12 protein-coding genes are annotated in these 20,752 nt (G+C 61.9%); 11 read left to right on the forward strand and 1 reads right to left on the reverse strand.

What is annotated here, in order from left to right; all coding sequences use genetic code 11:
- The 5 genes from JG746_RS20070 to JG746_RS20090 all read left to right on the forward strand — a co-directional run bounded on the left by JG746_RS20070 (nucleotide 1) and on the right by JG746_RS20090 (nucleotide 4,347).
- Nucleotides 1-1,017: an ABC transporter permease gene (locus tag JG746_RS20070; protein WP_202354378.1), complete on the forward strand. Its 1,017-nt coding sequence runs from the start codon at nucleotides 1-3 to the stop codon at nucleotides 1,015-1,017.
- Nucleotides 1,017-1,988 (forward strand): ABC transporter permease, encoded by a 972-nt coding sequence (locus JG746_RS20075; protein WP_202354379.1) that lies wholly within the window; start codon nucleotides 1,017-1,019, stop codon nucleotides 1,986-1,988. Before JG746_RS20070 ends, JG746_RS20075 begins: the two co-directional genes overlap by 1 nt.
- The gene (locus tag JG746_RS20080) at nucleotides 1,985-2,944 is read left to right on the forward strand and encodes an ABC transporter ATP-binding protein (protein WP_202354380.1); all 960 of its coding nucleotides are present in this window, start codon (nucleotides 1,985-1,987) and stop codon (nucleotides 2,942-2,944) included. The genes JG746_RS20075 and JG746_RS20080 overlap by 4 nt, the downstream gene beginning before the upstream one ends.
- Entirely contained in the window at nucleotides 2,941-3,933 is a 993-nt protein-coding gene (locus JG746_RS20085) for an ABC transporter ATP-binding protein (RefSeq protein WP_446721043.1), read from the forward strand. Before JG746_RS20080 ends, JG746_RS20085 begins: the two co-directional genes overlap by 4 nt.
- A 111-nt stretch (nucleotides 3,934-4,044) precedes the next feature.
- On the forward strand, nucleotides 4,045-4,347 hold the full coding sequence (locus JG746_RS20090) for a DUF982 domain-containing protein (RefSeq protein WP_202354381.1): 303 nt from the start codon (nucleotides 4,045-4,047) through the stop codon (nucleotides 4,345-4,347).
- A 124-nt stretch (nucleotides 4,348-4,471) separates the two neighbouring features.
- Here JG746_RS20090 and JG746_RS20095 read toward each other — a convergent pair whose 3' ends face one another.
- Nucleotides 4,472-4,837 (reverse strand): YybH family protein, encoded by a 366-nt coding sequence (locus tag JG746_RS20095; RefSeq protein WP_202354382.1) that lies wholly within the window; start codon nucleotides 4,835-4,837, stop codon nucleotides 4,472-4,474.
- Between the two features lie 719 nt (nucleotides 4,838-5,556).
- Between JG746_RS20095 and JG746_RS20100 the strand changes: the two genes are divergently transcribed.
- From JG746_RS20100 to JG746_RS20190, 6 genes are all read left to right on the forward strand, one after another.
- The gene (locus JG746_RS20100; protein ID WP_202354383.1) at nucleotides 5,557-9,951 is read left to right on the forward strand and encodes an RHS repeat-associated core domain-containing protein; all 4,395 of its coding nucleotides are present in this window, start codon (nucleotides 5,557-5,559) and stop codon (nucleotides 9,949-9,951) included.
- 17 nt (nucleotides 9,952-9,968) lie between these two features.
- A complete protein-coding gene (locus JG746_RS20105) occupies nucleotides 9,969-10,376 on the forward strand; it encodes a hypothetical protein (RefSeq protein WP_202354384.1) in 408 nt (135 codons plus the stop codon).
- 20 nt (nucleotides 10,377-10,396) lie between these two features.
- Nucleotides 10,397-11,293, forward strand: a complete 897-nt coding sequence (locus JG746_RS20110) for a general secretion pathway protein GspK (protein ID WP_202354385.1) — start codon at nucleotides 10,397-10,399, stop codon at nucleotides 11,291-11,293.
- Between the two features lie 241 nt (nucleotides 11,294-11,534).
- Nucleotides 11,535-17,642, forward strand: a complete 6,108-nt coding sequence (locus tag JG746_RS37675; RefSeq protein ID WP_274609305.1) for a calcium-binding protein — start codon at nucleotides 11,535-11,537, stop codon at nucleotides 17,640-17,642.
- Between the two features lie 28 nt (nucleotides 17,643-17,670).
- Nucleotides 17,671-19,416 (forward strand): type I secretion system permease/ATPase, encoded by a 1,746-nt coding sequence (locus tag JG746_RS20185; RefSeq protein ID WP_202354386.1) that lies wholly within the window; start codon nucleotides 17,671-17,673, stop codon nucleotides 19,414-19,416.
- On the forward strand, nucleotides 19,416-20,720 hold the full coding sequence (locus tag JG746_RS20190; RefSeq protein ID WP_202354387.1) for an HlyD family type I secretion periplasmic adaptor subunit: 1,305 nt from the start codon (nucleotides 19,416-19,418) through the stop codon (nucleotides 20,718-20,720). Before JG746_RS20185 ends, JG746_RS20190 begins: the two co-directional genes overlap by 1 nt.
- Nucleotides 20,721-20,752: the final 32 nt, after the last annotated feature.

Below are 20,752 nucleotides of genomic sequence, written 5' to 3' on the forward strand. Positions count from 1 at the left end.
GTGTCGAACCAAGCCATCGCCATGCCGCGCAGGACGCGAGGGCCCTGGGCCATCGCGTTTGCCAAGCTGGCAAGGGACAGGGCTGCCATGGCATCCCTGGCCGTGTTCCTCCTCATCGTGCTCGCCTGCCTCAGCGCGCCTCTCTACGCGCAATGGGCAGGCGTCGACCCGTTCGCCTCGACGCTCGACGCCGTCATCCAGATCGACGGCGCCGACGTCCCGGTGATGGAACAATCGACGGAAGGGCTCGGGCTCGGCTACACGCCGCTCGGGCCCACATGGCGGCTCGGCAATTATTTCCTCGGCGCCGACAGCCAGGGGCGCGATGTCATGGCCCGGATGCTCTATGGCGGGCTGAGCTCGCTGCTGATCTCCGCGGCGGCCACCATCTTCACGCTGATCATCGGCACGGCGGCGGGATTGATCGCCGGCTATTTCGGCGGCATCACCGACACGGTGCTGTCGCGCTTGCTGGATGTGCTGTGGGCGTTCCCGATCTATCTGCTGGCGATTTCGCTTTCCATCGTCACCATCGCGCAAGGCATCAGGATCGGGCCGATCGATATCGAGTCCGGCAGTCTGTGGTTGCCGGTCATCATCATCGGCATCGTCTACGTGCCCTATGTGGCGCGCCCGATACGCGGGCAGGTGCTGTCGCTGCGCCACAGCGAATTCGTGCTGGCCGCGATCAATCTCGGCGTGCCGGGATGGCGCATCCTGTGGCGCGATATCCTGCCCAACATCACCACCACGCTCATCGTCTTCGTGCCGCTAATGATGGCGCTGAACATGCTGACAGAATCGGCACTTTCCTTCCTGTCGATCGGCGTGCAGCCGCCGGCGGCAAGCTGGGGCACCATCATCCAGGACGGACAAGCTCTGCTTTATACCAGGCCGCTGGTGGCGCTGGTGCCGGGCCTGGCGATCGCGGTTTCGGTCATGGCGCTCAATGTCTTCGGCGACGGCCTGCGCGACGCGCTCGACCCGCGCTCCAAGGTTCGATTGGGGCGCGACTGATGCTTTACGCCATCCTGCGCCGTTTCGGTCAGATGCTGTTCGTCATGTTCGGCATCTCGGTCATCGTCTTCCTGATCTTCTTCGCGACGCCGGGCGCCGACCCGGCGGCGCGTATCGCCGGCCGCAATGCATCGCCCGAAGTGCTGGAAGCGGTGCGTCACAATTTTGGCTTCGACCGGCCGCTCTACGTGCAATATGTGAAGATGATGGAGAAGATCTTCGTCACCGGCGACCTGACCTCCTTCGTCAATCGCGGCTGGAAGGTGGTGCCGGCGGTCATGGATTCCATCCCCGTCACGCTGTCTTTGGTGTTCGGAGCGGCGATCCTGTGGGTGGTCGTCTCCATCATCATCGGCATCGTCGCCGCCGCCACGCGCGACAGCTGGCTGGACAAGCTTCTGATGGCGCTCGGGCTGCTCGGCATTTCCATGCCGGTCTACTGGCTGGGCGAGGTGATGAACCTGATCACCCAGAGCCGCTACCATGACAGCTGGGCGTTCTCCTGGGTGCCGCCGCTCGGCTACAAGAGTTTCTCCGACGATCCCAAAGGCTGGTTCCTGACCCTGATCATACCGTGGATCACCCTGGCCATCCTGTACATCGGCATTTACGGGCGCGTGCTGCGCGCGGCCATCATCGAATCCCTGCAGGAAGACTTTATCCGCACCGCTCGCGCCAAGGGCCTGTCGGAGACGCGCATCCTGCTGCGCCATGCCTTGCGCACGTCGCTCATTGCGTTCGTCACCTTGTTCGGTCTCGACTTCGGCGCGCTGGTGGGGGGCTCAGCGTTGCTGACCGAAGTGGTGTTCGGGTTGCACGGCATCGGCAAGCTCACCTATGACGCATTGCAGAACCTCGACCTGCCGATGATCATGGCAACGGTGATGTATGCGTCCATGTTCGTGGTCATCGCCAACGCGGTCGTCGACTTCGTCTACATCCTTCTCGATCCGCGCCTGAGGACATCATGATACTGTCGGTGCGCGACCTCAAAGTATCCTTCCGCACCAATGACGGACTGGTGCGGGCCATTGATGGCGTGTCCTTCGACCTCGAGGAAAGTGAAATCCTTGGCGTCGTCGGTGAATCCGGTTCCGGCAAGACGGTGTCGCTGCTGGCGGTGATGGGCCTCATCACCGATCCCAATGCCACCATAGAGGGCTCGATCCGCTACAAGGGCCGCGAACTCGTCGGTCTGCCACCGCGCGAATTGAGGCGCCTGCGCGGCAACGAGATCGCGATGATCTTCCAGGATCCGATGACGGCGCTGACTCCGGTCTACACGATCGGCTGGCAGATCGCCGAGCAGATCCGCGCGCACCAAAAAATCAGCAAGGCCAAGGCGATGGAGCGCGTCGAAGAACTGCTGGCCGAGGTGAATTTTCCCAATCCGCACGAAGCGATGTCGCGCTACCCGCACCAGCTTTCCGGCGGCATGCGCCAGCGCGCGGTGATCGCGATGGCGCTGTCGTGCAATCCGGCCCTGCTCGTGGCGGACGAGCCGACCACGGCGCTTGACGTCACCGTGCAGGCCGGCATTCTCGACCTCGTGCGCAAGCTGCGCGCCACGCACAAATCGGCGGTCGTGTTCATCACGCATGACATGGGCGTGGTTTCCGAACTCGCCGACCGGGTGATGGTCATGTATGCCGGGCGCGTTGTGGAACGCGGCAGCCGCATGGAGCTGTTTTCCGACCCTCGGCATCCCTACACGCGCGCGTTGCTCGGTTCGATCCCGCCATTGACCGGCGAGAAGCCACGCCGTCTGCCGGCCATTCCCGGTTCGCCGCCATCGCTGTTGCGCTTGCCGCAGGGCTGTGCCTTTGGCCCGCGATGCCCGGTGCATTACGAGCCCTGCGTGACAGGCAAGCCCGACCTCGGCGTCGGCACACACGCGGCGGCGTGCTTCCGGGAGGTGCCGGCATGAGCGGACCGATGACCGACAGGCCAATCCTCGAGACGCGCTCACTCGGCAAGCGCTTCTCGATCGGCACCCGTTTTTCGTCCGAAGGCAAGCGAACCGTGCATGCGGTCAACAATGTCTCGCTCACCGTGCGGCGCGGCGAGACGGTCGGCCTGGTCGGCGAATCAGGATGCGGCAAGTCCACGCTGGCGCGCTGTCTGGTGAGGCTTTACGAGATCACAGATGGCGAGCTGCTGTTCGAAGGCGAGGACATCACCTCGAAGTCGCTGTCCGAACTCAGGCCGCTGCGCCGCCGCCTGCAAATGGTCTTCCAGGACCCGTCGGCATCGCTCAATCCGCGCCGGCGCGTCGGCGATCTGGTGGCCGAGCCGCTGCGTATCCACGGCAAGCTTTCCTCCCGCGAGATCACCGCGCGCGTCGCCGAACTGTTCGAACTCGTCGGCCTCTTGCCCGACCATGTCATGCGCTACCCCCATGAATTCTCGGGCGGCCAGCGCCAGCGTGTCGGTATTGCGCGGGCGATTGCCTTGAATCCCGATCTGGTCGTGCTGGACGAACCGGTCTCCGCGCTCGACGTCTCGGTGCAGGCCCAGATCGTCAACCTGCTCGCTGACCTGCAGGAGAAGCTGAACCTCACCTACATTTTCATCGCGCACGACCTGTCGGTGGTGCGTCAGGTATCGACCCGCATCGCGGTCATGTATCTCGGTTCGATCGTCGAGGAGGGGCCTGCGGAGGAGGTGTTTGCAGCACCAGCCCACCCTTACAGCCAGGCGCTGATCTCGGCGGTTCCCGTCGTCGAGACGACGCCGAGCGGGACGCGCAAGCGCATCATTCTCACCGGCGACGTGCCGAGCCCGCTCAAGCCGCCATCCGGCTGCCGCTTCCATCCCCGATGCCCGATCGCGGTCGAGCGATGCCGCACCGAGCGGCCGGAACTGAGGGAGCATCGACGCGGCCGCAAGGTGGCCTGCCACTTTCCCACGGTTTAGCTGGCGACAAAAAATTTTAGAAAGATTCTGTTTCCTGTATGGAACCAACCGCAGGCCGGTGCGTTTTATAAGGTTCGATCGGGCGGCACCGCGATCGACCGGGAGGAAACGATGGACTACCTGCATTTCTTTGCGCCTGTGCGAATCTCGCGCGGGCAGGGACACCCTGTAGAAGAAGTGGATAGTGTGGCCGAGGCGATGGTTTTCTTGCGTAAATGGCCGACGGGACGACGTGGGCCAGTGTATCAGTGCGCGCTGAATTGCTGCTCGGCAGCTTTGTCGGGACAGATGTCGGCGGAGGAGGCCAGAAAGGCATTCACCGGCTTTGCCCGGATCACGCGGCTTCTGGATGACGACATGGCGCTGCCCGTCGCCGGCGAAAACATGGCCGGCGTATACGCGCTGCGGCGGTAGCCGCACCAGGATTGCTGAATGCTACGACTGCGGCCATGACCGGCCGCAGCGTCTTTGTGCGTCTGCGGGACGTAGCCGCACGGCTTTTTTGGATGACGCAGATGGTTGGCCCTGGGCCAAGGCCTTAATCCCAAGCGACCGAATAGCGATCGATCACCCAGAGCCAGGAGCCGTCGGCTTGCCGCCTGGCAACCTCGCTGGTCACATCACCGTCGGGCAGTCGGGTCGAGGTGAGGGCAAGGTCGCCGCAAATCAGCGCCGGTCGCTGTTCGCCGACCGCAAACTTCCGTCCTGACGCGACAATTTCGGCATAGTATTCACGAATGGCTTGGCGGCCGCGCAGAAAAAATCCGCCACCGCAGTCGATCACCGCATCCGCCTCGAACAGCGCGACCATGCCATCGATGTCGCCCGCATGCTGTCTCGCTATCAGCATGGGTTCCAGTTGCTGCGGGTCGGAGGCGGGCCTTCCCGCTTTCGGATCGTTCATGACGGCAACCCCATAAATACTTGGCGCCTTTCGAAACTAGCTGATTCCATAGCCTTGGAGATAAGAACCCTCATACATGTACAATACATCAAAGTGTAAATTAGAATTGTCTTATGAATTGAGTGAAGATTTTCTTGGTCGGTTTCTTCACAGGCCCTTAACAGCCCATCACGGGTATGTTACTTCTGCGTGAGGGAGATGCCCTGACCAGTCGCATTGGGTCGAAAAGGGGCTTAAACCCTTCATTGTGCGGGTGTCGCATTTGGATTTGCAGCTGGTGACGCCAGGCAGGTGCACCTTGCAGTAGCGGTTTAGGTTTTAGTCGATTCTGCTTTGGCCTCTTGTGTAGTTCTTTTGACAAGAATCTATCGAAGAGGTGGCACGTGTTATCTGCAAGACATTCCCATAAATGACAGATGATATGAGTGCATAATTGGCTCATGCCTCTGACAAAACTGCGTTTTTTTGGCGACGCATAGAGATTTTTCCTAAAATCTTGCGAATTATATTCCGATCCGTCGCTGGTTTCCGCCGCTATGAAGAATATACACACTTGACATCGCAACGATCGATGATTGTATTGATAATAGATTGCGGCGAGGGAGTGTGTGATGGCTTTTTGTCAGTCACATGAGCATGATTGTGCATCAAATACTAAATTAAACTCCTCTAAAATTAGCCAATTTTACTTTCTGCTATTTGAGGCGCGCTTCGTTCGCATGTTCCGGGGCGCGGCCATGCTGGGTGCCCGGCTTTGCGCGGCGCTGCTTGTGATCGTCGCGCTCGGTTTTGCGACAGTTCCAGCAACCGCCCAGACGTTGCACGGCGGATGGGGCGCCGGGTACGGCGGACCGTTCGCGACCGCGCGGGAGGCCTGCTATGCCGTATGGGCTCACTACCATCCGCCCGGCACCGATCCAAACGAATCGCCCGTTGCTGGAGCCTACAGCCGATTCACTGGCGCGTTCCCAGGACAGGATCCAAATACGCAACGGTGTCATTGGACGCACTTTCAGGATGGCACCTGCCCCGGTGTCTTTGCCTGCACGACCATTCTGCCGGGGAATGCTTCCTTCAGCTGTGACAGTGGTTACCATCGTACGATCGACGATCGGTGTGTTGACGATTTAAAGCCGGAACGCCCTCTATGCGATGGGGAAACGCCAAACCCCACTGAAGGCGATCCGATCATTCTAGGGTCGGGGGCCCAGTACTATCGGGTCGACGATTTCGCCACGCAGGACGGCCGGTTCCGCATCGGGCGGGAATACCGGAGTTTCGCCGGCGGCAGGGTCAGCAGCTACAATGGGCCTGCTCTTGCGCCCTCGGCCGGCTGGCAGTTCAATTTTGGCTATGAGCTGCATCTCGGAGAGTTTTCGGGATCGCCGAGCTCGCCAACCGGCAAGGTCACTCTGCTGACGCCGGACGGGTCGGGCTACGATTTTGTGCTGCAGTCGAACGGCACGTGGCAAGGCCAGGCCGCGATGGGGGCCGTATCAGATACCTACAGGCTGGCATTCGTCGGAACCTTGCCGAGCAATCTTGCCGACATGAAGACCCTGCCAAGGCAATGGAAGCTGACCGGCCCAGACGACCGCGTCTGGACCTTCGTCACCATGTCGCCGGTCAATCTGAGCCCTGCGAGCTACAGGGTTGGCCGCCCGACAGGCATGCGCGAGCGTGACGGCTACTCCTGGGAACTCAACTATTCGACGGACGGGGCACTGACGTCGCTCGTGGACAGCTTTAGCCGCACGGCGTCTTTCACCTGGAACATCTTCTATCCGATGGTTGACCCGAACGCCTCCTGGCCGCGGCGGATGCCCGAAGCGATCAAGGACATCACCTTCCCGGATGGCACGAAGGCGACTTATCTCTACGACCCGGCGCCCACCGGCACGTCCCCGTCGCGTGCCGTAATCCAGCGTCTTGTCGGTGTGCAGTGGCGCGATGCATCCGGTGCGGTGGTGGATTCCAATACCTATCACTATGAGGATGCGAACTACCCGAAATTCCTGACCGGCATCAGCGACCATCGCGGCGTGCGCGTTGAAACTTACGCCTATGACGCGGATGGGCGGTCTGTTTCAGCCGCAGGCGCCGGTGGCGCCAACGGGGTCACGGTTGCCTATGGCACGTCCGGTTCGCAGCTCACCCGAACCGTCACCAATGCGCTTGGACGGGTGAAAGTCTACAAATTCGACCCTGTCTCCGGCAGCAGCTGGGATATCCGCTTTGCCGGCGTCGATGGTCAGGCCTCGACCAATTGCCCGGCATCGGCCCGCGCGCTGACCTATGACGGCGCGGGTTTCGTCGCGTCGCGGACCGACGAGGAGGGCCGCGTCACAAGCTATGTCAGGGACAGTCGCGGCCGGCCGACCGAGATCGCCGAGGCGGATGGCTTGCCGGAGGAGCGGCAGACCACGATCACCTGGAACGCTACGTTCAACGTGCCCGATACGAAAGTGGCCCCCGGCCTCACCACGCAATATACCTATAACGGGTCCGGCCAGCTGACCGGGATGACGCAGACCGACACCACCACGCAGACCGTTCCCTATTCGACGAACGGCCAGACGCGAAGCTGGGCCTACACCTACACGACATCAGGCTTGTTGTCCTCGGTCGATGGACCGTTGCCGGGAACAGGCGACACAGTGTCCTACAGCTATGACGCGGCGGGCTACCTCGCCAGCGTCACGGACGAAGTCGGAAATGTAACCACGATCGGTGGCGTCAACGGTCGCGGTCAGCCGACTGCCATCGCTGACGCAAACGGTCTCATCAGCGAACTGACTTATGATGCCAGGGGCCGGCTCACGGCCAAGGTCGACGACCCCTCGGGCATCTCGGCCACGACGGAGTTCGCCTACGATAATGCCGGCAATGTCACCACGCTGACCAATCCGGACGGTTCAGTGCTGGCGATGGAGTATGATGGCGCCAATCGCGTCACATCCGTCACCAATGGCCTGGGCGACAAGGTGACCTACGCCTATGATGCCATGGGCAACCGCACCAGCGAACAGTCCACGGACGTCAATTCGCAGCTGTTCTTCGAGGTCACCCGGACCTTCGACGAGCTCGGCCGGTTGCGGCAGGTCATTGGCGTCGGCCCGGCAACGTGGACCTACGGCTATGACAAGGTCGGCAATCCAACCTCCGTCACCGATCCCAACAGCAATGCTGCGACATCAGCTTATGACGGGCTCGACCGGCTGATCAGCCTTGCCGATGAGCGCAACAGCACCACGACGCAAGGTTTCGACGCCACCGACAATCCGACTTCCGTTACTGATCCGCGCAATGTGGTCACCACCTATGTCCGCAACGGCTGGGGGGAGGTGATCCAGGAAAGCAGCCCCGACATCGGCACGGTGGTCTATGTGCGCAATCGGGACGGTCAGGTCACCCAGAAGACCGACGCGCGCGGCATCATCACCGTCTACACCTACGACTATGCCGGGCGGATAACGACGCGGAGCTATCCGTCGGAGACCGCTTCCGATGTCGCCTACACCTATGACAGTGTGGCCGGCGGCAATCCCGGCAAGGGCCGCCTGACGAGTGTCACCGATGCCGCTGGTACGGTTGCCAACACCTATGATCTGCTCGGCCGCGTTGTCCAGGAAGTGCGAACGATCGGGGTGAAATCCTACACGGTCGGCTACAGCTGGGACGATGCCGGCAACCTGTTGAGCATCACCTATCCGTCCGGCCGCATCGTCGAATATGGCCGCGGCGCGGCAGGCGAGGTGCAACAGGTCCGCACGAGCCCGGATGCGCTGTCGTCGCCGACGGAACTGGTGTTGTGGGGTACTTACACGCCCTTCGGCCCGCGTTCCATCACGGCCTTCGCCAACGATCTCCGGGAAACCCGCGACTATGACACCGATGGCCGCATCGTAGGCTATGGCGTTGAGGACCAGTCGCTCGGCCAGGACCTCATCCGGCGCGCGCTGCAATACCAGGACAAGCGCAACCTGACCTCCATCGAGCACCAGCTCAACGCCGCCAACAACGAGACTTACACCTATACGGCCAACGGCTTCATCGAGAACGCCGACGGTCCATGGGGCAGCCTCACGTATACGATCGACGGCGTCGGCAACATCACCCAGCGCACGATCACCATCGGCGGCGTCACCTCGACCGACACCTACAGCCTGCAGGCCGGCTCGAACCGGCTGACCGGCATCGTCACCAACGGTGCGCCGAGCCGCGGCTTCCAGTCGGACCTGGCCGGCAACGTCACGCAGGACGCGACGGCTTCCCCAGCTCTGACCAAGGCCTACACTTACAATGCCGCAGGCCAGCTCTCGGGCGCCACCACCAGCGGCGCGGCGAGCGGCTCTTATATTTATGACTACCAGTCCCGCCTAGTCTCGCGCACCATCAGCGCCTCCTCGACGACGCTGCACATGGTGCACGACCTCGATGGCAATGTGATCGCCGAGTACAACGCCTCCGGCACGCTCGTCACCGAATACATCTCGGTGGACGGAAGGCCGCTGGCCATGGTCGACAACACCGGTACGGCACCGGCGCTGTACTATGTGCTGACCGATCATCTCGAGCGGCCGATCATGATGACGGATGAGAGCCGCAACATCGTCTGGCAAGCGAGCTATCTGCCCTATGGCGAGGTGCGTACCATCAGCGGCACGGCGACACTTAACCAGCGCTTCCCCGGCCAGTGGTTCCAGATGGAAACGGGGCTGGCCTATAATTGGCATCGGCATTACGATCCTAGCATCGGGCGTTATGTGCAGCCCGATCCGCTTGGCATGCCGGATGGGCCCTCGAGGTGGGCCTATGCTAAGAACTCGCCATTGATGAATGTCGACAGAATGGGACTGCAAATACTTCAATCGCAACCTCAGCCTAGACCAATCCCTAATTCTTGCATGGCGCCAATTGACGAGGATTTCTGCAAGGAAGATAAAGAAAAGGCTAGAGATAAATGCTGGGAGTTGTATGAAACATTCCAGAATTTTAACAAAAGATTATTTGGACCAGATCCGCACGACATCAATATGTGTATGAAAGGTTACATGGCAGAAATATGCGGAGGGAACCCTGTTGATTGGGGTGGAAATAGAAAAAGAAGATAATTCTTCGGGTAGATAGCATGAGCGAATCAGATCGGATATTTGGCATAAAGAAGAAATTTCTACGAGAGAAAGACTATAATGGACTGAGAGAATTTCTTGATGAGGCATACGGGGTAGGTACAGTGAGGCGCCACGTAGCCGAGTGTCAGGTTATGTGGGAAGAGGGTCGTAGAGATGAGGCTATTGATGAGATCGTATACAAGCTAAGAGGTGACAGCTATAGTGTAATGCATATAATACTGGCATCTGAATATGCATTAAAATTAAGGAGATTGGATGTGGCTGATTTTCTAGAATTCTCATTTAAGTCGAAATTTCTTGAAAAATCATCTATATTGGCAGCGAAGTTTGTCTATCGTGAATTGAATGGAATTGAATCGAGCGAAGATATGAAGGACGCGGCACGAACGTTGCTAATGCCGTGATCGTAGAAACTATCTCGCAAATGACCGAGGATTTAACTGAACACCCGATCCCTCAGCCACATGGCTTCGCCCTCGTCGCCGTCCTGGTCTTCCTCCTCATCGTTTCCGCTATCACCTCGACCTTCGCCCTGACCGCCTGGACGCGGCTCAAGATGGCTGCCAACGAGACCGAAAGTCAGCGGCTCGGTCTGCTTGCCGAAGGGCTGACCAATGTGCTGGCGGCGCGGCTGTCGGGGGACGGGGCCGATCTCCGGCTGCCGCTGAATTTCGAACCGGTCTCCTGCACCGTTGGCGACCTCGCTGTCGTGACGCGGGTGCAGGGGCATTCGGGGCTGATCGACCTCAACGCCGCCGATCACAATCTGCTTGCCCAGGGTTTTGCCTCGCTCGGCGTCGATTCTGAGATGTCCAACCGGCTTGCGATCGCGGTCGAATATTCGCGTAGCGGCGCCAGCATCTTTGCCGCGGCCGCCCAGGAGAAAATCGAGGTCGCGGGTGGCTTCAAGCACGCGCCGTTCGAAGCGGTGGCCGAGCTGCAGGATTTTTCAGGGCTGCGTACGATACCCTTGCTGGATCTCTATCGAACATTCACGGTCAATTCCCGCCGTGGCTCGCTGATAACAAGCCGGGCCAATCCCGTTCTCGCCAGCATCGTCAAGGTCGGTACACCTGCGGGCGAAAAGACGCCCGAGCAGGCTTTCACGATCGCGATTTCCGTCAGCCGGCGTGGGTCGCCGATCGCTGGTGCCGCCGGTTACGTCTTCGAGAGCCGTGCGGGCGAGCATGCCGGCCTGCAGCGCATTGCGGCCTATCCCGAAATCGCAGCCGATGAAGCGGGCGCGAAGCGCGGTGCTGTCGGCGGCTGCGACGAGGTTTTCGGCGCGCCAGTCGCCGGCATGCTTGCGACCCTGCACTGAACCATTGCAGGCGGCCGGCTCTCGTTCGCAGGAGAGGGATAGAGCGGCGGCCAATTCCTTTGCCAGCTAGGTCAGTAAACAATCCGGTAAGTATTTTTCCCGGCGAGTCTTGTATGACAAACAAAATTGTAATGCAGAGGCTTGGATTCCCCAAAAATTCAGTAATACTCACCTTAGCAAGAGCTCTATCGATCCAATATATTAAGTATATCTAATGTTTCTGGACGGAAGGGGATAGCCGATGTCAAGCGGGAACGACACCATCACCGGCACGAGCGCGGCCGACATCATCGATGCGGGCGAGGGTGACGACATCGTCAATGCGCTTGCGGGCAACGACACCATCACTGGCGGCAAGGGCGACGATATCCTCAATGGCGGCGCCGGAAACGACACCTATAATTATATCAGGGGTGACGGCAACGACACCATTACCGAGTTGAGCCTGGGCGGTTCCAGCGACCGCCTGGTCTTCACCGACATCAATCAGGCCGATGTCACCCTGGTGCGCAACGGCACCGACGTCACGCTCGTCATCGCTGAAAGCGCGCCCGGCGCCGGCGATGGCGGCTCGATCCTGCTCAAGGACAATTTCGAGGACGTCACCGATCGTGGCATCGACCGGATCGTCTTCGCCGACAATTCGGCGTGGACACGCGCCTCCATGCGGGCCGCCTGGCTGGCTCAGGTCTCGACCTCGGGCAACGACACCATCACCGGCTTCAATGCCGCCGACACCATCACCGGCGGCGCCGGCAACGATGTCATGGACGGCGGCAAGGGCAACGACATCTACAATTACGCGCGCGGCCACGGCAACGACACCATCATCGAGGCGGCTTCCGGCGGAACCGATGACCGGCTAGTGCTGCAGGGGATCAACCCGTCGGCGGTGAGCCTTGTGCGCAACGGCAACGACGTCACGCTCGTCATCGCCGAAAGCACGCCTGGCGCCGGCGACGGCGGGTCCGTCCTGCTCAAGGACAATTTCGAGGAATATTACGACCAGGGCATCGACAAGATCGTCTTCGGCGACGGCACGATCTGGACCCGGGCCGCACTGCGCACGGCATTCCTTGCCCAGTCCTCGACGTCGGGCAACGACGTCATCACCGGCTTTGCCGTCAACGACACGATCAATGCCGGCGACGGCAACGACCAGGTCTTCGCCGGCGATGGCGCCGACACGCTTACCGGCGGCAAGGGTGCGGACAGTCTTTACGGCGGCGCCGGCAACGACACCTACATTTATGCCCGCGGCGACGGCAACGACACGATCCAGGAAGACAGCGGCGGCGGCGCCGGCGACCAGTTGGTCCTGACCGGGATCAATCCGTCGGCCGTGACGTTGGTCCGCAACGGCGCCGATGCGTCGCTGGTGATCGCCGAAAGCGCGCCGGGCGCCGGCGATGGCGGCTCGATCCTGCTCAAGGCCAATTTCGACGAGAACAATGGCCAAGGCGTCGATAAGATTGTCTTCGCAGACGGCACCATCTGGACGCGGGCGGAGCTGCGGGCGATGTACCTTGCCCAGGTGTCCACGGCGGGCAACGACACCATCACGGGCTTCGGTGGCGCCGACATCATCAATGCGGGTGCCGGCAACGACGTTGTCGATGCCGGCGGAGGCAATGACGATCTGCGCGGCGGCACCGGCAATGACACGCTCTCCGGCGGCGATGGCAGCGACACCTATCATTATGCCCGCGGCGACGGGGACGACATCATCATCGAAGGACCTTCCGGCGGTGGACAAGACAGCCTCGTTCTCGAGGGCATCAGCCGCTCGGATGTGACGGTGGTGCGCAACGGCAATGACGTGACGCTTTTCATCGCCGAGAGCGCGCCGGGCGCCGGCGACGGCGGATCCATCCAGTTGAAGAACAATGCGGACCCGTACCCCAACAGCGGCGTCGACGGGATTGTCTTCGCCGGGGGCACGGCATGGTCGAAAAGTGACCTGTTCACCAACATCGATTTCGTCGGCGGCACTGCTGGAAACGACACGGTAACGGGAACAAGCGGAAACGACCTGGTTCGCGCCGGCAGGGGCAACGACACTCTTCTCGGTGGCGGCGGCAATGACGAGTATCACTATCAACGCGGCGACGGCAACGACACCATCGTCGAAGACATCAATGGCGGCACCGATGACCGGCTGGTGCTGGAAGGCATCAACCCGGCCGATATCAGCCTGGTGCGCAACGGCAACGACCTGACGCTGGTGATCGCCGAAAGTGCGCCGGGCGCCGGTGACGGCGGCTCCGTCCTGGTCAAGGAAACGCTGGAAGACAATTCCAACCGCGGCATCGAGAAAATCGTCTTTGCCGACGGCACGGTCTGGACCAGGGCCGATCTCAGGGTGATCGTGCTCGACCGGGCGGGTACGAGCGGCAGCGACACGATCGCCGGCTTCAGCATTGCCGATACGATCCAGGGCCGCGCAGGCAACGACGCGCTCAGTGGCGCTGGCGGGGATGATACCTACCTGTACGCCCGCGGCGACGGCAACGATACCATCACAGAAGACACCAACAATGGCAGCAACGACCGGTTGGTGTTCAGCAATATCAATGCCGCCGCCGTGAGCCTGTCGCGCAGCGGCAATGACGTGACGGTGGTGATCGCCGAAAGTACGCCGGGTGCCGGTGACGGCGGATCTGTCTTGCTCAAGAACAGCCTCGACGAGTATTACGGCCAGGGCGTCGACAAGGTGGTCTTCGCCGACGGCACGATTTGGACCCGGGCCGACATCAGGGTCAAACTGCTGGATCAGGCTGCAACAGCCGGCAACGATACCATTGCCGGCTTCAACACCGCCGATACGATCCAGGGCCGCGCGGGCAACGACGCGCTCAATGGCGCCGGTGGCGACGACACGTACCTCTACGCCCGCGGCGACGGCAACGACACCATCACCGAGGACACCAATAATGGCGGCAACGACCGGTTGGTGTTTACAGACATCAATCCTTCGGCCGTGACCCTGGTGCGCAACGGCAACGACGTGACGGTGGTGATCGCCGAGAGCACGCCGGGCGCCGGCGACGGCGGGTCGGTGCTGCTCAAGAACAGCCTCGACGACTATTACGGTCAGGGTGTCGACAAGGTCGTCTTCGCCGACGGCACGATCTGGACCCGGGCCGACATCAGGGCCATGCTGGTTTCGGCATCCGGCACAAGCGGCGATGACACGATCAACGGAACGGGTTCATCCGATATCATCGCCGGCCATGCCGGCAACGACACGCTCAATGGTGGCGGCGGCGACGACACCTACCTCTACGCCCGTGGCGACGGCAACGACACAATCAACGAAGGAACCAACGGCGGCGGCAACGACCAACTGGTGTTCAGCGACATCAACCCTGCTGCCGTCAGCCTGGTGCGCAACGGCAATGACGTGACGGTGGTGATTGCCGAAAGCACGCCAGGCGCCGGCGACGGCGGCTCGGTCCTGCTCAAGGACACGCTCAACGACAGTTACGGCCAAGGCGTTGACAAGGTCGTTTTCGCCGATGGCACGATTTGGACCCGGGCCCAGCTGCGCGACATGCTGCTGACCGGCACTGCCGCCAATGAGACGTTTGCCGGGTTTTGGGGCGATGACACCTTCCGCTATGCCCGCGGCGGCGGCAACGACACGATTGTTGAAGACACGAACAGCGGCAGCGGCGATCGGCTGTTGCTGACCGACATCAATCCCTCGGCCGTGAGCCTGGCGCGCAACGGCAACGACGTGACGGTGGTGATCGCCGAAAGCACGCCGGGCGCCGGGGACGGCGGCTCGGTGCTGCTCAAGAACAGCCTCGACGACTATTACGGCCAGGGTGTCGACAAGGTTGTCTTCGCCGACGGCACGATTTGGACCCGGGCCGACATCAGGGTCAAACTGCTGGATCAGGCTGCAACCGCCGGTAACGACACCATTGTCGGCTTCAACATCGCCGATACGATACAGGGCCGCGCCGGCAACGACGCGCTCAACGGCGCCGGTGGCGACGACACCTACCTCTACGCTCGTGGCGATGGCAACGACACCGTCACCGAAGACACCAACAATGGCGGCAACGACCGGCTGGTGTTTATTAACATCAACCCTGCCGTCGTCAGCCTGGTGCGCAGCGGCAATGACGTGACGGTGGTGATCGCTGAAAGTACGCCGGGCGCCGGCGACGGCGGCTCGGTGCTGCTCAAGAACAGCCTCGACGACTACTATGGCCAGGGCGTCGACAAGGTCGTCTTTGCCGATGGCACGACATGGACCCGGGCCGATATCAGGGTCAAGCTGCTGGACCAGGCCGGAACCGCCGGCAACGACACCATCACCGGCTTCAACTCCGCCGATACGATACAAGGCCGCGCCGGCAACGATACGCTCAACGGCGCTGGTGGCGACGACACCTACCTCTACGCTCGTGGCGACGGCAACGACACCATTTTCGAGGGAACCAACAACGGTGGCAACGACCGACTGGTGTTCAGCGACATCAATCCTGCGTCCGTAAGCCTGGTGCGCAACGGTAATGATGTGTCTGTGGTGATTGCCGAAAGCACGCCGGGCGCCGGGGATGGCGGCTCGGTCCTGCTCAAGGACACGCTCAACGACTATTACGGCCAAGGCGTCGACAAGGTCGTCTTCGCCGACGGCACGATCTGGACCAGGGCCCAACTACGCGACAGGCTGCTGACCAGCACCGCGGCAGATGAGACGTTTGTTGGATTCTCAGGCAGCGATACCTACCGCTACGCTCGCGGCGGCGGCCACGACACGATTGTTGAAGGTGCGAGCAGCGGCAACGCCGATCAGTTATTGCTGACCGACATCAACCCAGCGGCCGCAACGTTAGTGCGCAATGGCAATGATGTGACATTGGTCATCGCCGAGAGTGCGCCCGGCGCAGGAGACGGCGGGTCGGTGCTGCTCAAGAACAGCCTCGACGACTACTACGACCAAGGCGTCGACAAGGTCGTCTTTGCCGACAACACCGTTTGGACACGGGCCGACATCAGGGTCAAACTGCTGGATCAGGCTGCAACCGCCGGCAACGACTCCATTACCGGCTTCAACTCCGCCGATACGATCCAGGGTCGCGCCGGCAACGATACGCTCAATGGCGCCGGAGGTGACGACAGTTACCTCTACGCCCGTGGCGACGGCAACGACACCATTTTCGAGGGAACCAACAACGGCGGCAATGACCGGCTGGTGTTCAGCGACATCAATCCTTCAGCCGTAAGCCTGGTGCGCAACGGCAATGATGTGTCGGTGGTGATCTCCGAAAGCGCGCCGGGTACCGGCGACGGCGGCTCGGTCCTGCTCAAGGACACGCTCAACGACTATTACGGCCAAGGCGTCGACAAGGTCGTCTTCGCCGACGGCACGATCTGGAACAGGGCGGATCTGGTTGCACGGGCCAACGCGACGGTCAGTTATGCGTCGAATGCTGATGCGGTATCGGTCGATCTGGCGCTTGGAACGACCGTCGTGAACCATGCGGCCCTGGTCGGGCAATTCGTCCGCGTCTACCAGACCAATGGCAACTACCTTTCTCTTGCCGAAGTGCAGGTCTTCGAAAACGGGCAGAATGTCGCATTGGACGGCACGGCAAGCCAGAAGACCACCGGCTGGGGAGGCGACGCCAGCCGCGCCATTGACGGCAACACCGATGGCGTTTTCGACCACAATTCCGTGACCCACACCGGAACGCCCAACGTGGGCGAATGGTGGCAGGTCGATCTCGGTCAAGCGGCCACGATCGATCAAATCGTCATTTTCAACAGAGCGGATTACTCGAACCGTCTTGGCGATTTCGACGTGGTTATCACCAGCCAGGAACTGTCATCGTCGGCGTCACTGCAAGATGCCATCTCGCAACCTGGTGCTCAGGTCGTGCATTATTCCGGCACTTTCCCCTCGAGCGATACCGTGTTCACAACCAGCGAAACGCATACGTTGACGAACATCAAATACGTCATAGGATCCGCCTTCAATGACATCCTCCGTGGAGACGCATCGGCCAACATGCTCCTCGGTGGCGGCGGCAACGATACGATAGAAGGGCGGGGCGGTCAGGACCTTTTGTCGGGCGGAGCCGGCAACGACACCTTCATCTTCAAAGCCGGGTTTGGCCTCGACACCATCACGGACTTCACCGCTGGAGCCGCGTCGGACGATGTCATCCAGTTCGGCAATGATGTCTTCGCCGACTTCGCCTCGGTCCTCGCCGCAGCCACCCAGGTCGGCGCCGACACGGTGATCACCCATGACGCCGGCAATACGCTGACCCTGAAGAATGTTGCGCTGGCAAATCTTCATCAGGATGATTTCCAGTTCATCGCCGCCTGATGCCTGAACTGGAAATCATTTGAAGGCGATGCCGCAGTCCCGTCCGTCCGAGCCGCCGCGAACCACCCTCGCGGCGGTTCTTGGTTCCTTCCGGCGTGCCTTTGCCGGCATCGCGCTGATGAGCGGTGTCGTCAACATATTGGCGCTGACCGGCTCGTTCTTCATGCTGCAGGTCTACGACCGGGTCATCCCCGGCCGCAGCGTGCCGACGCTGGTCGGGCTTGCGGTGTTTGCCGGCACGCTGTTCGTCTTCCAGGGCGTGCTCGAGCTCATCCGGTCGCGGCTGCTGGTGCGCATCGGCATGGGGCTGGACACACGGTTGAGCGGGCAGGTCTATGCGGCACTCATGCGGCTGCCCTTGCGCACCAAGCTCGCCGGCGATGGCCTGCAGTCGCTGCGCGATCTCGACCAGGTGCGTTCGTTTATGTCGAGCGCCGGTCCGACGGCGCTTTTCGACTTGCCATGGATGCCGCTCTATCTCGGCATCTGCTTTCTCTTCCATTTCTGGATCGGCATGACGGCGCTCGCTGGCGCCATCGTCCTGTTCAGCCTGACGCTGTTTGCCGAGGCCCGCACGCGCGAGCCCGCCAAGGAAGCCAACCGCCAGGCCGCCGCGCGCAACACGCTGGCCGAAGCGACACGGCGCAATGTCGAGGTGCTGCAGGCGATGGGCTTTGGTTCGCGCATCGCCGGACGCTGGGCCGATATCAACGCCGAGTATCTCGGCACCAACGCCAAGGCGAGCGATCTGGCCGGCACGCTCGGAACCATCTCCAAGATCCTGCGCATGATGCTGCAGTCCGGCATACTGGCGATCGGCGCCTGGCTCGTCATTCACCAGGAAGCGACAGGCGGCATCATGATTGCGAGTTCCATCATGATGAGCCGGGCGCTGGCGCCGATCGAACTGGCCATCGCGCACTGGAAGGGCTTCGTCACCGCCCGCCAGGCCTGGGCGCGGCTCACCCAGCTGCTGGCGCTGCTTCCCGAAGCGGCGACGACGGTTTCCCTGCCGGCGCCGACGGCCACTCTCGTGGTCGAAGGCATCAGCGTCACGCCGCCGGGCGAGCGGCGGGTGGTCGTGCAGGATGCGGGCTTTGCCCTGGAAAAGGGCGCCGGCCTCGGCATTATCGGGCCGAGTGCTTCCGGCAAATCCTCGCTGGTGCGGGCGATCGCCGGCATCTGGCTGCCGGGCCGCGGCGCCGTCAGGCTGGACGGCGCAACGCTTGACCAGTGGTCGCCGGAGGAGCTTGGCCGGCATGTCGGCTATCTGCCGCAGGATGTGCAGCTGTTCGACGGCACCATTGCCGAGAACATCGCGCGTTTCGAGCCCGAGGCGCCTTCGGACAAGATCCTGTCTGCCGCCCGGGCGGCAGGCGTGCACGACCTGATCGTCCATCTGCCGGAAGGCTACGAGACACGCATCGGCGAGGCCGGATCGGCCCTGTCGGCCGGCCAGCGGCAAAGGGTTGCGCTGGCGCGTGCGCTTTATGGCGATCCGTTCCTGGTCGTCCTCGATGAGCCCAATTCGAACCTCGATGCCGAAGGCGAGGCCGCCTTGACCGAGGCGATCCAGGGCGTTCGCGCCCGCGGCGGCATCGCCGTCGTGGTGGCGCATCGCCCAAGCGCGCTGGCAAGCCTCGACCAGGTCCTGGTCATGGCGAATGGCCGGGTCCAGGCCTTTGGCCCGAAGAACGAAGTGCTGAACAAGGTCACCCGGCCGGGTGGCGTGCCATTGAAAGTCGTATCCGCGCCCGAGGAGAACGCATCCTGATGGCCGTGGCCCCCACCATCGACCGGACCATCCGGCGCTATTTGCTTGCCGGCGTGGCGGCGTGCATTCTTCTGGTCGGTGGCGCGGGCAGCCTGGCGGCGGTCACCGAACTGTCCGGCGCCGTGATTGCGCCGGGCAAGCTGGTCGTCGATTCCAGCGTCAAGAAGGTGCAGCATCCCACCGGTGGCGTGGTCGGCACCATTCTGGCGCGCGAAGGCGATGCGGTGAAATCCGGCCAGGTGCTGCTTCGTCTCGACGAGACGGTCACCCGCGCCAATCTGGCGATCGTCATCAAGGGGCTCGACCAATTCGAGGCGCGGCTGGCCCGTCTCGAAGCCGAGCGCGACAACCATGCCGACATCGCCTTTCCGGCTTCATTGACATCGAGGCGCGATGACCCCGCCGTTGCGCGCGCCATGGCTGGCGAACAGTCGCTGTTCGAGTTTCGCCGCCAGGCCCGCGCCGGGCAGAAGGCGCAATTGGAAGAGCGTATTGCGCAGCTTGCCGAGGAGGCCTCGGGGCTCACCGAGCAGCGGGAGGCCAAGAGCCAGGAAATAAAACTGATCGGCACCGAGCTCGACAGCATCCGCACGCTCTGGCTGAAGAAGCTTGTCTCGATCGACCGCATGACGGCGCTGGAGCGCGACGCGGTGCGGCTCGACGGCGAACACGGGCAGCTGACGGCCTCCATTGCACAGGCCAAGGGCCGGATTGCCGAGACCCGGCTGCAGATCATCCAGGTCGACCAGGATCTGCGCAGCGAGGTCGCGACCGAGCTGCGCGATGTTCAGGGAAAAATATCCGAATTCGTCGAACGCAAGGTGTCCGCCGAAGACCAGCTTAAGCGCATCGACATCCGCAGCCCGCAGGATGGCGTGGTCCACCAGCTCGCCGTCCATACGATCGGCGGCGTCATTTCGCCGGGCGAGGTCATCATGCTCGTGGTGCCGGTGGCGGATGATCTGACCGTCGAGGCCCGCATTGCCCCACAGGACATCGATCAGCTCTCGCTGGGCCAGGACGTGACGCTAAAACTCTCGGCGTTCAATCAGCGCGTGACCCCGGAACTGAACGGCGTGGTCAACGAGATTTCAGCCGATCTCAGCGTCGACGAGCGCAGCGGCGCGGGCTTCTACACGGTTCGCGTCAGCCTGCCGCGCACGGAGCTGAAGAAACTGAAGGGTCTTACCCTGGCGCCGGGCATGCCTGTCGAGGCGTTCTTCTCCACCGGCAGCCGGACCATGCTGTCCTACCTGGTGAAACCTCTGGCCGATCAGATAGCGCGCGCGTTCCGGGAAGAGTGACATGGACCGGGATCGGTCCAGCCTTCGTCGAG

The sequence above is a fragment of the Mesorhizobium sp. 113-3-3 genome (assembly GCF_016756495.1).
In the GTDB taxonomy this organism is placed as follows: domain Bacteria; phylum Pseudomonadota; class Alphaproteobacteria; order Rhizobiales; family Rhizobiaceae; genus Mesorhizobium.

Bases quoted from the DNA above. Each gene is read 5' to 3' on its own strand.
- JG746_RS20075 (WP_202354379.1), top strand. From the start codon at position 1,017: ATGCTTTACGCCATCCTGCGCCGTTTCGGTCAGATGCTGTTCGTCATG.
- JG746_RS20080 (WP_202354380.1), top strand. From the start codon at position 1,985: ATGATACTGTCGGTGCGCGACCTCAAAGTATCCTTCCGCACCAATGAC.
- JG746_RS20085 (WP_446721043.1), top strand. From the start codon at position 2,941: ATGAGCGGACCGATGACCGACAGGCCAATCCTCGAGACGCGCTCACTC.
- JG746_RS20090 (WP_202354381.1), top strand. From the start codon at position 4,045: ATGGACTACCTGCATTTCTTTGCGCCTGTGCGAATCTCGCGCGGGCAG.
- JG746_RS20095 (WP_202354382.1), bottom strand. From the start codon at position 4,837: ATGAACGATCCGAAAGCGGGAAGGCCCGCCTCCGACCCGCAGCAACTG.
- JG746_RS20100 (WP_202354383.1), top strand. From the start codon at position 5,557: ATGTTCCGGGGCGCGGCCATGCTGGGTGCCCGGCTTTGCGCGGCGCTG.
- JG746_RS20105 (WP_202354384.1), top strand. From the start codon at position 9,969: ATGAGCGAATCAGATCGGATATTTGGCATAAAGAAGAAATTTCTACGA.
- JG746_RS20110 (WP_202354385.1), top strand. From the start codon at position 10,397: ATGACCGAGGATTTAACTGAACACCCGATCCCTCAGCCACATGGCTTC.
- JG746_RS37675 (WP_274609305.1), top strand. From the start codon at position 11,535: ATGTCAAGCGGGAACGACACCATCACCGGCACGAGCGCGGCCGACATC.
- JG746_RS20185 (WP_202354386.1), top strand. From the start codon at position 17,671: ATGCCGCAGTCCCGTCCGTCCGAGCCGCCGCGAACCACCCTCGCGGCG.
- JG746_RS20190 (WP_202354387.1), top strand. From the start codon at position 19,416: ATGGCCGTGGCCCCCACCATCGACCGGACCATCCGGCGCTATTTGCTT.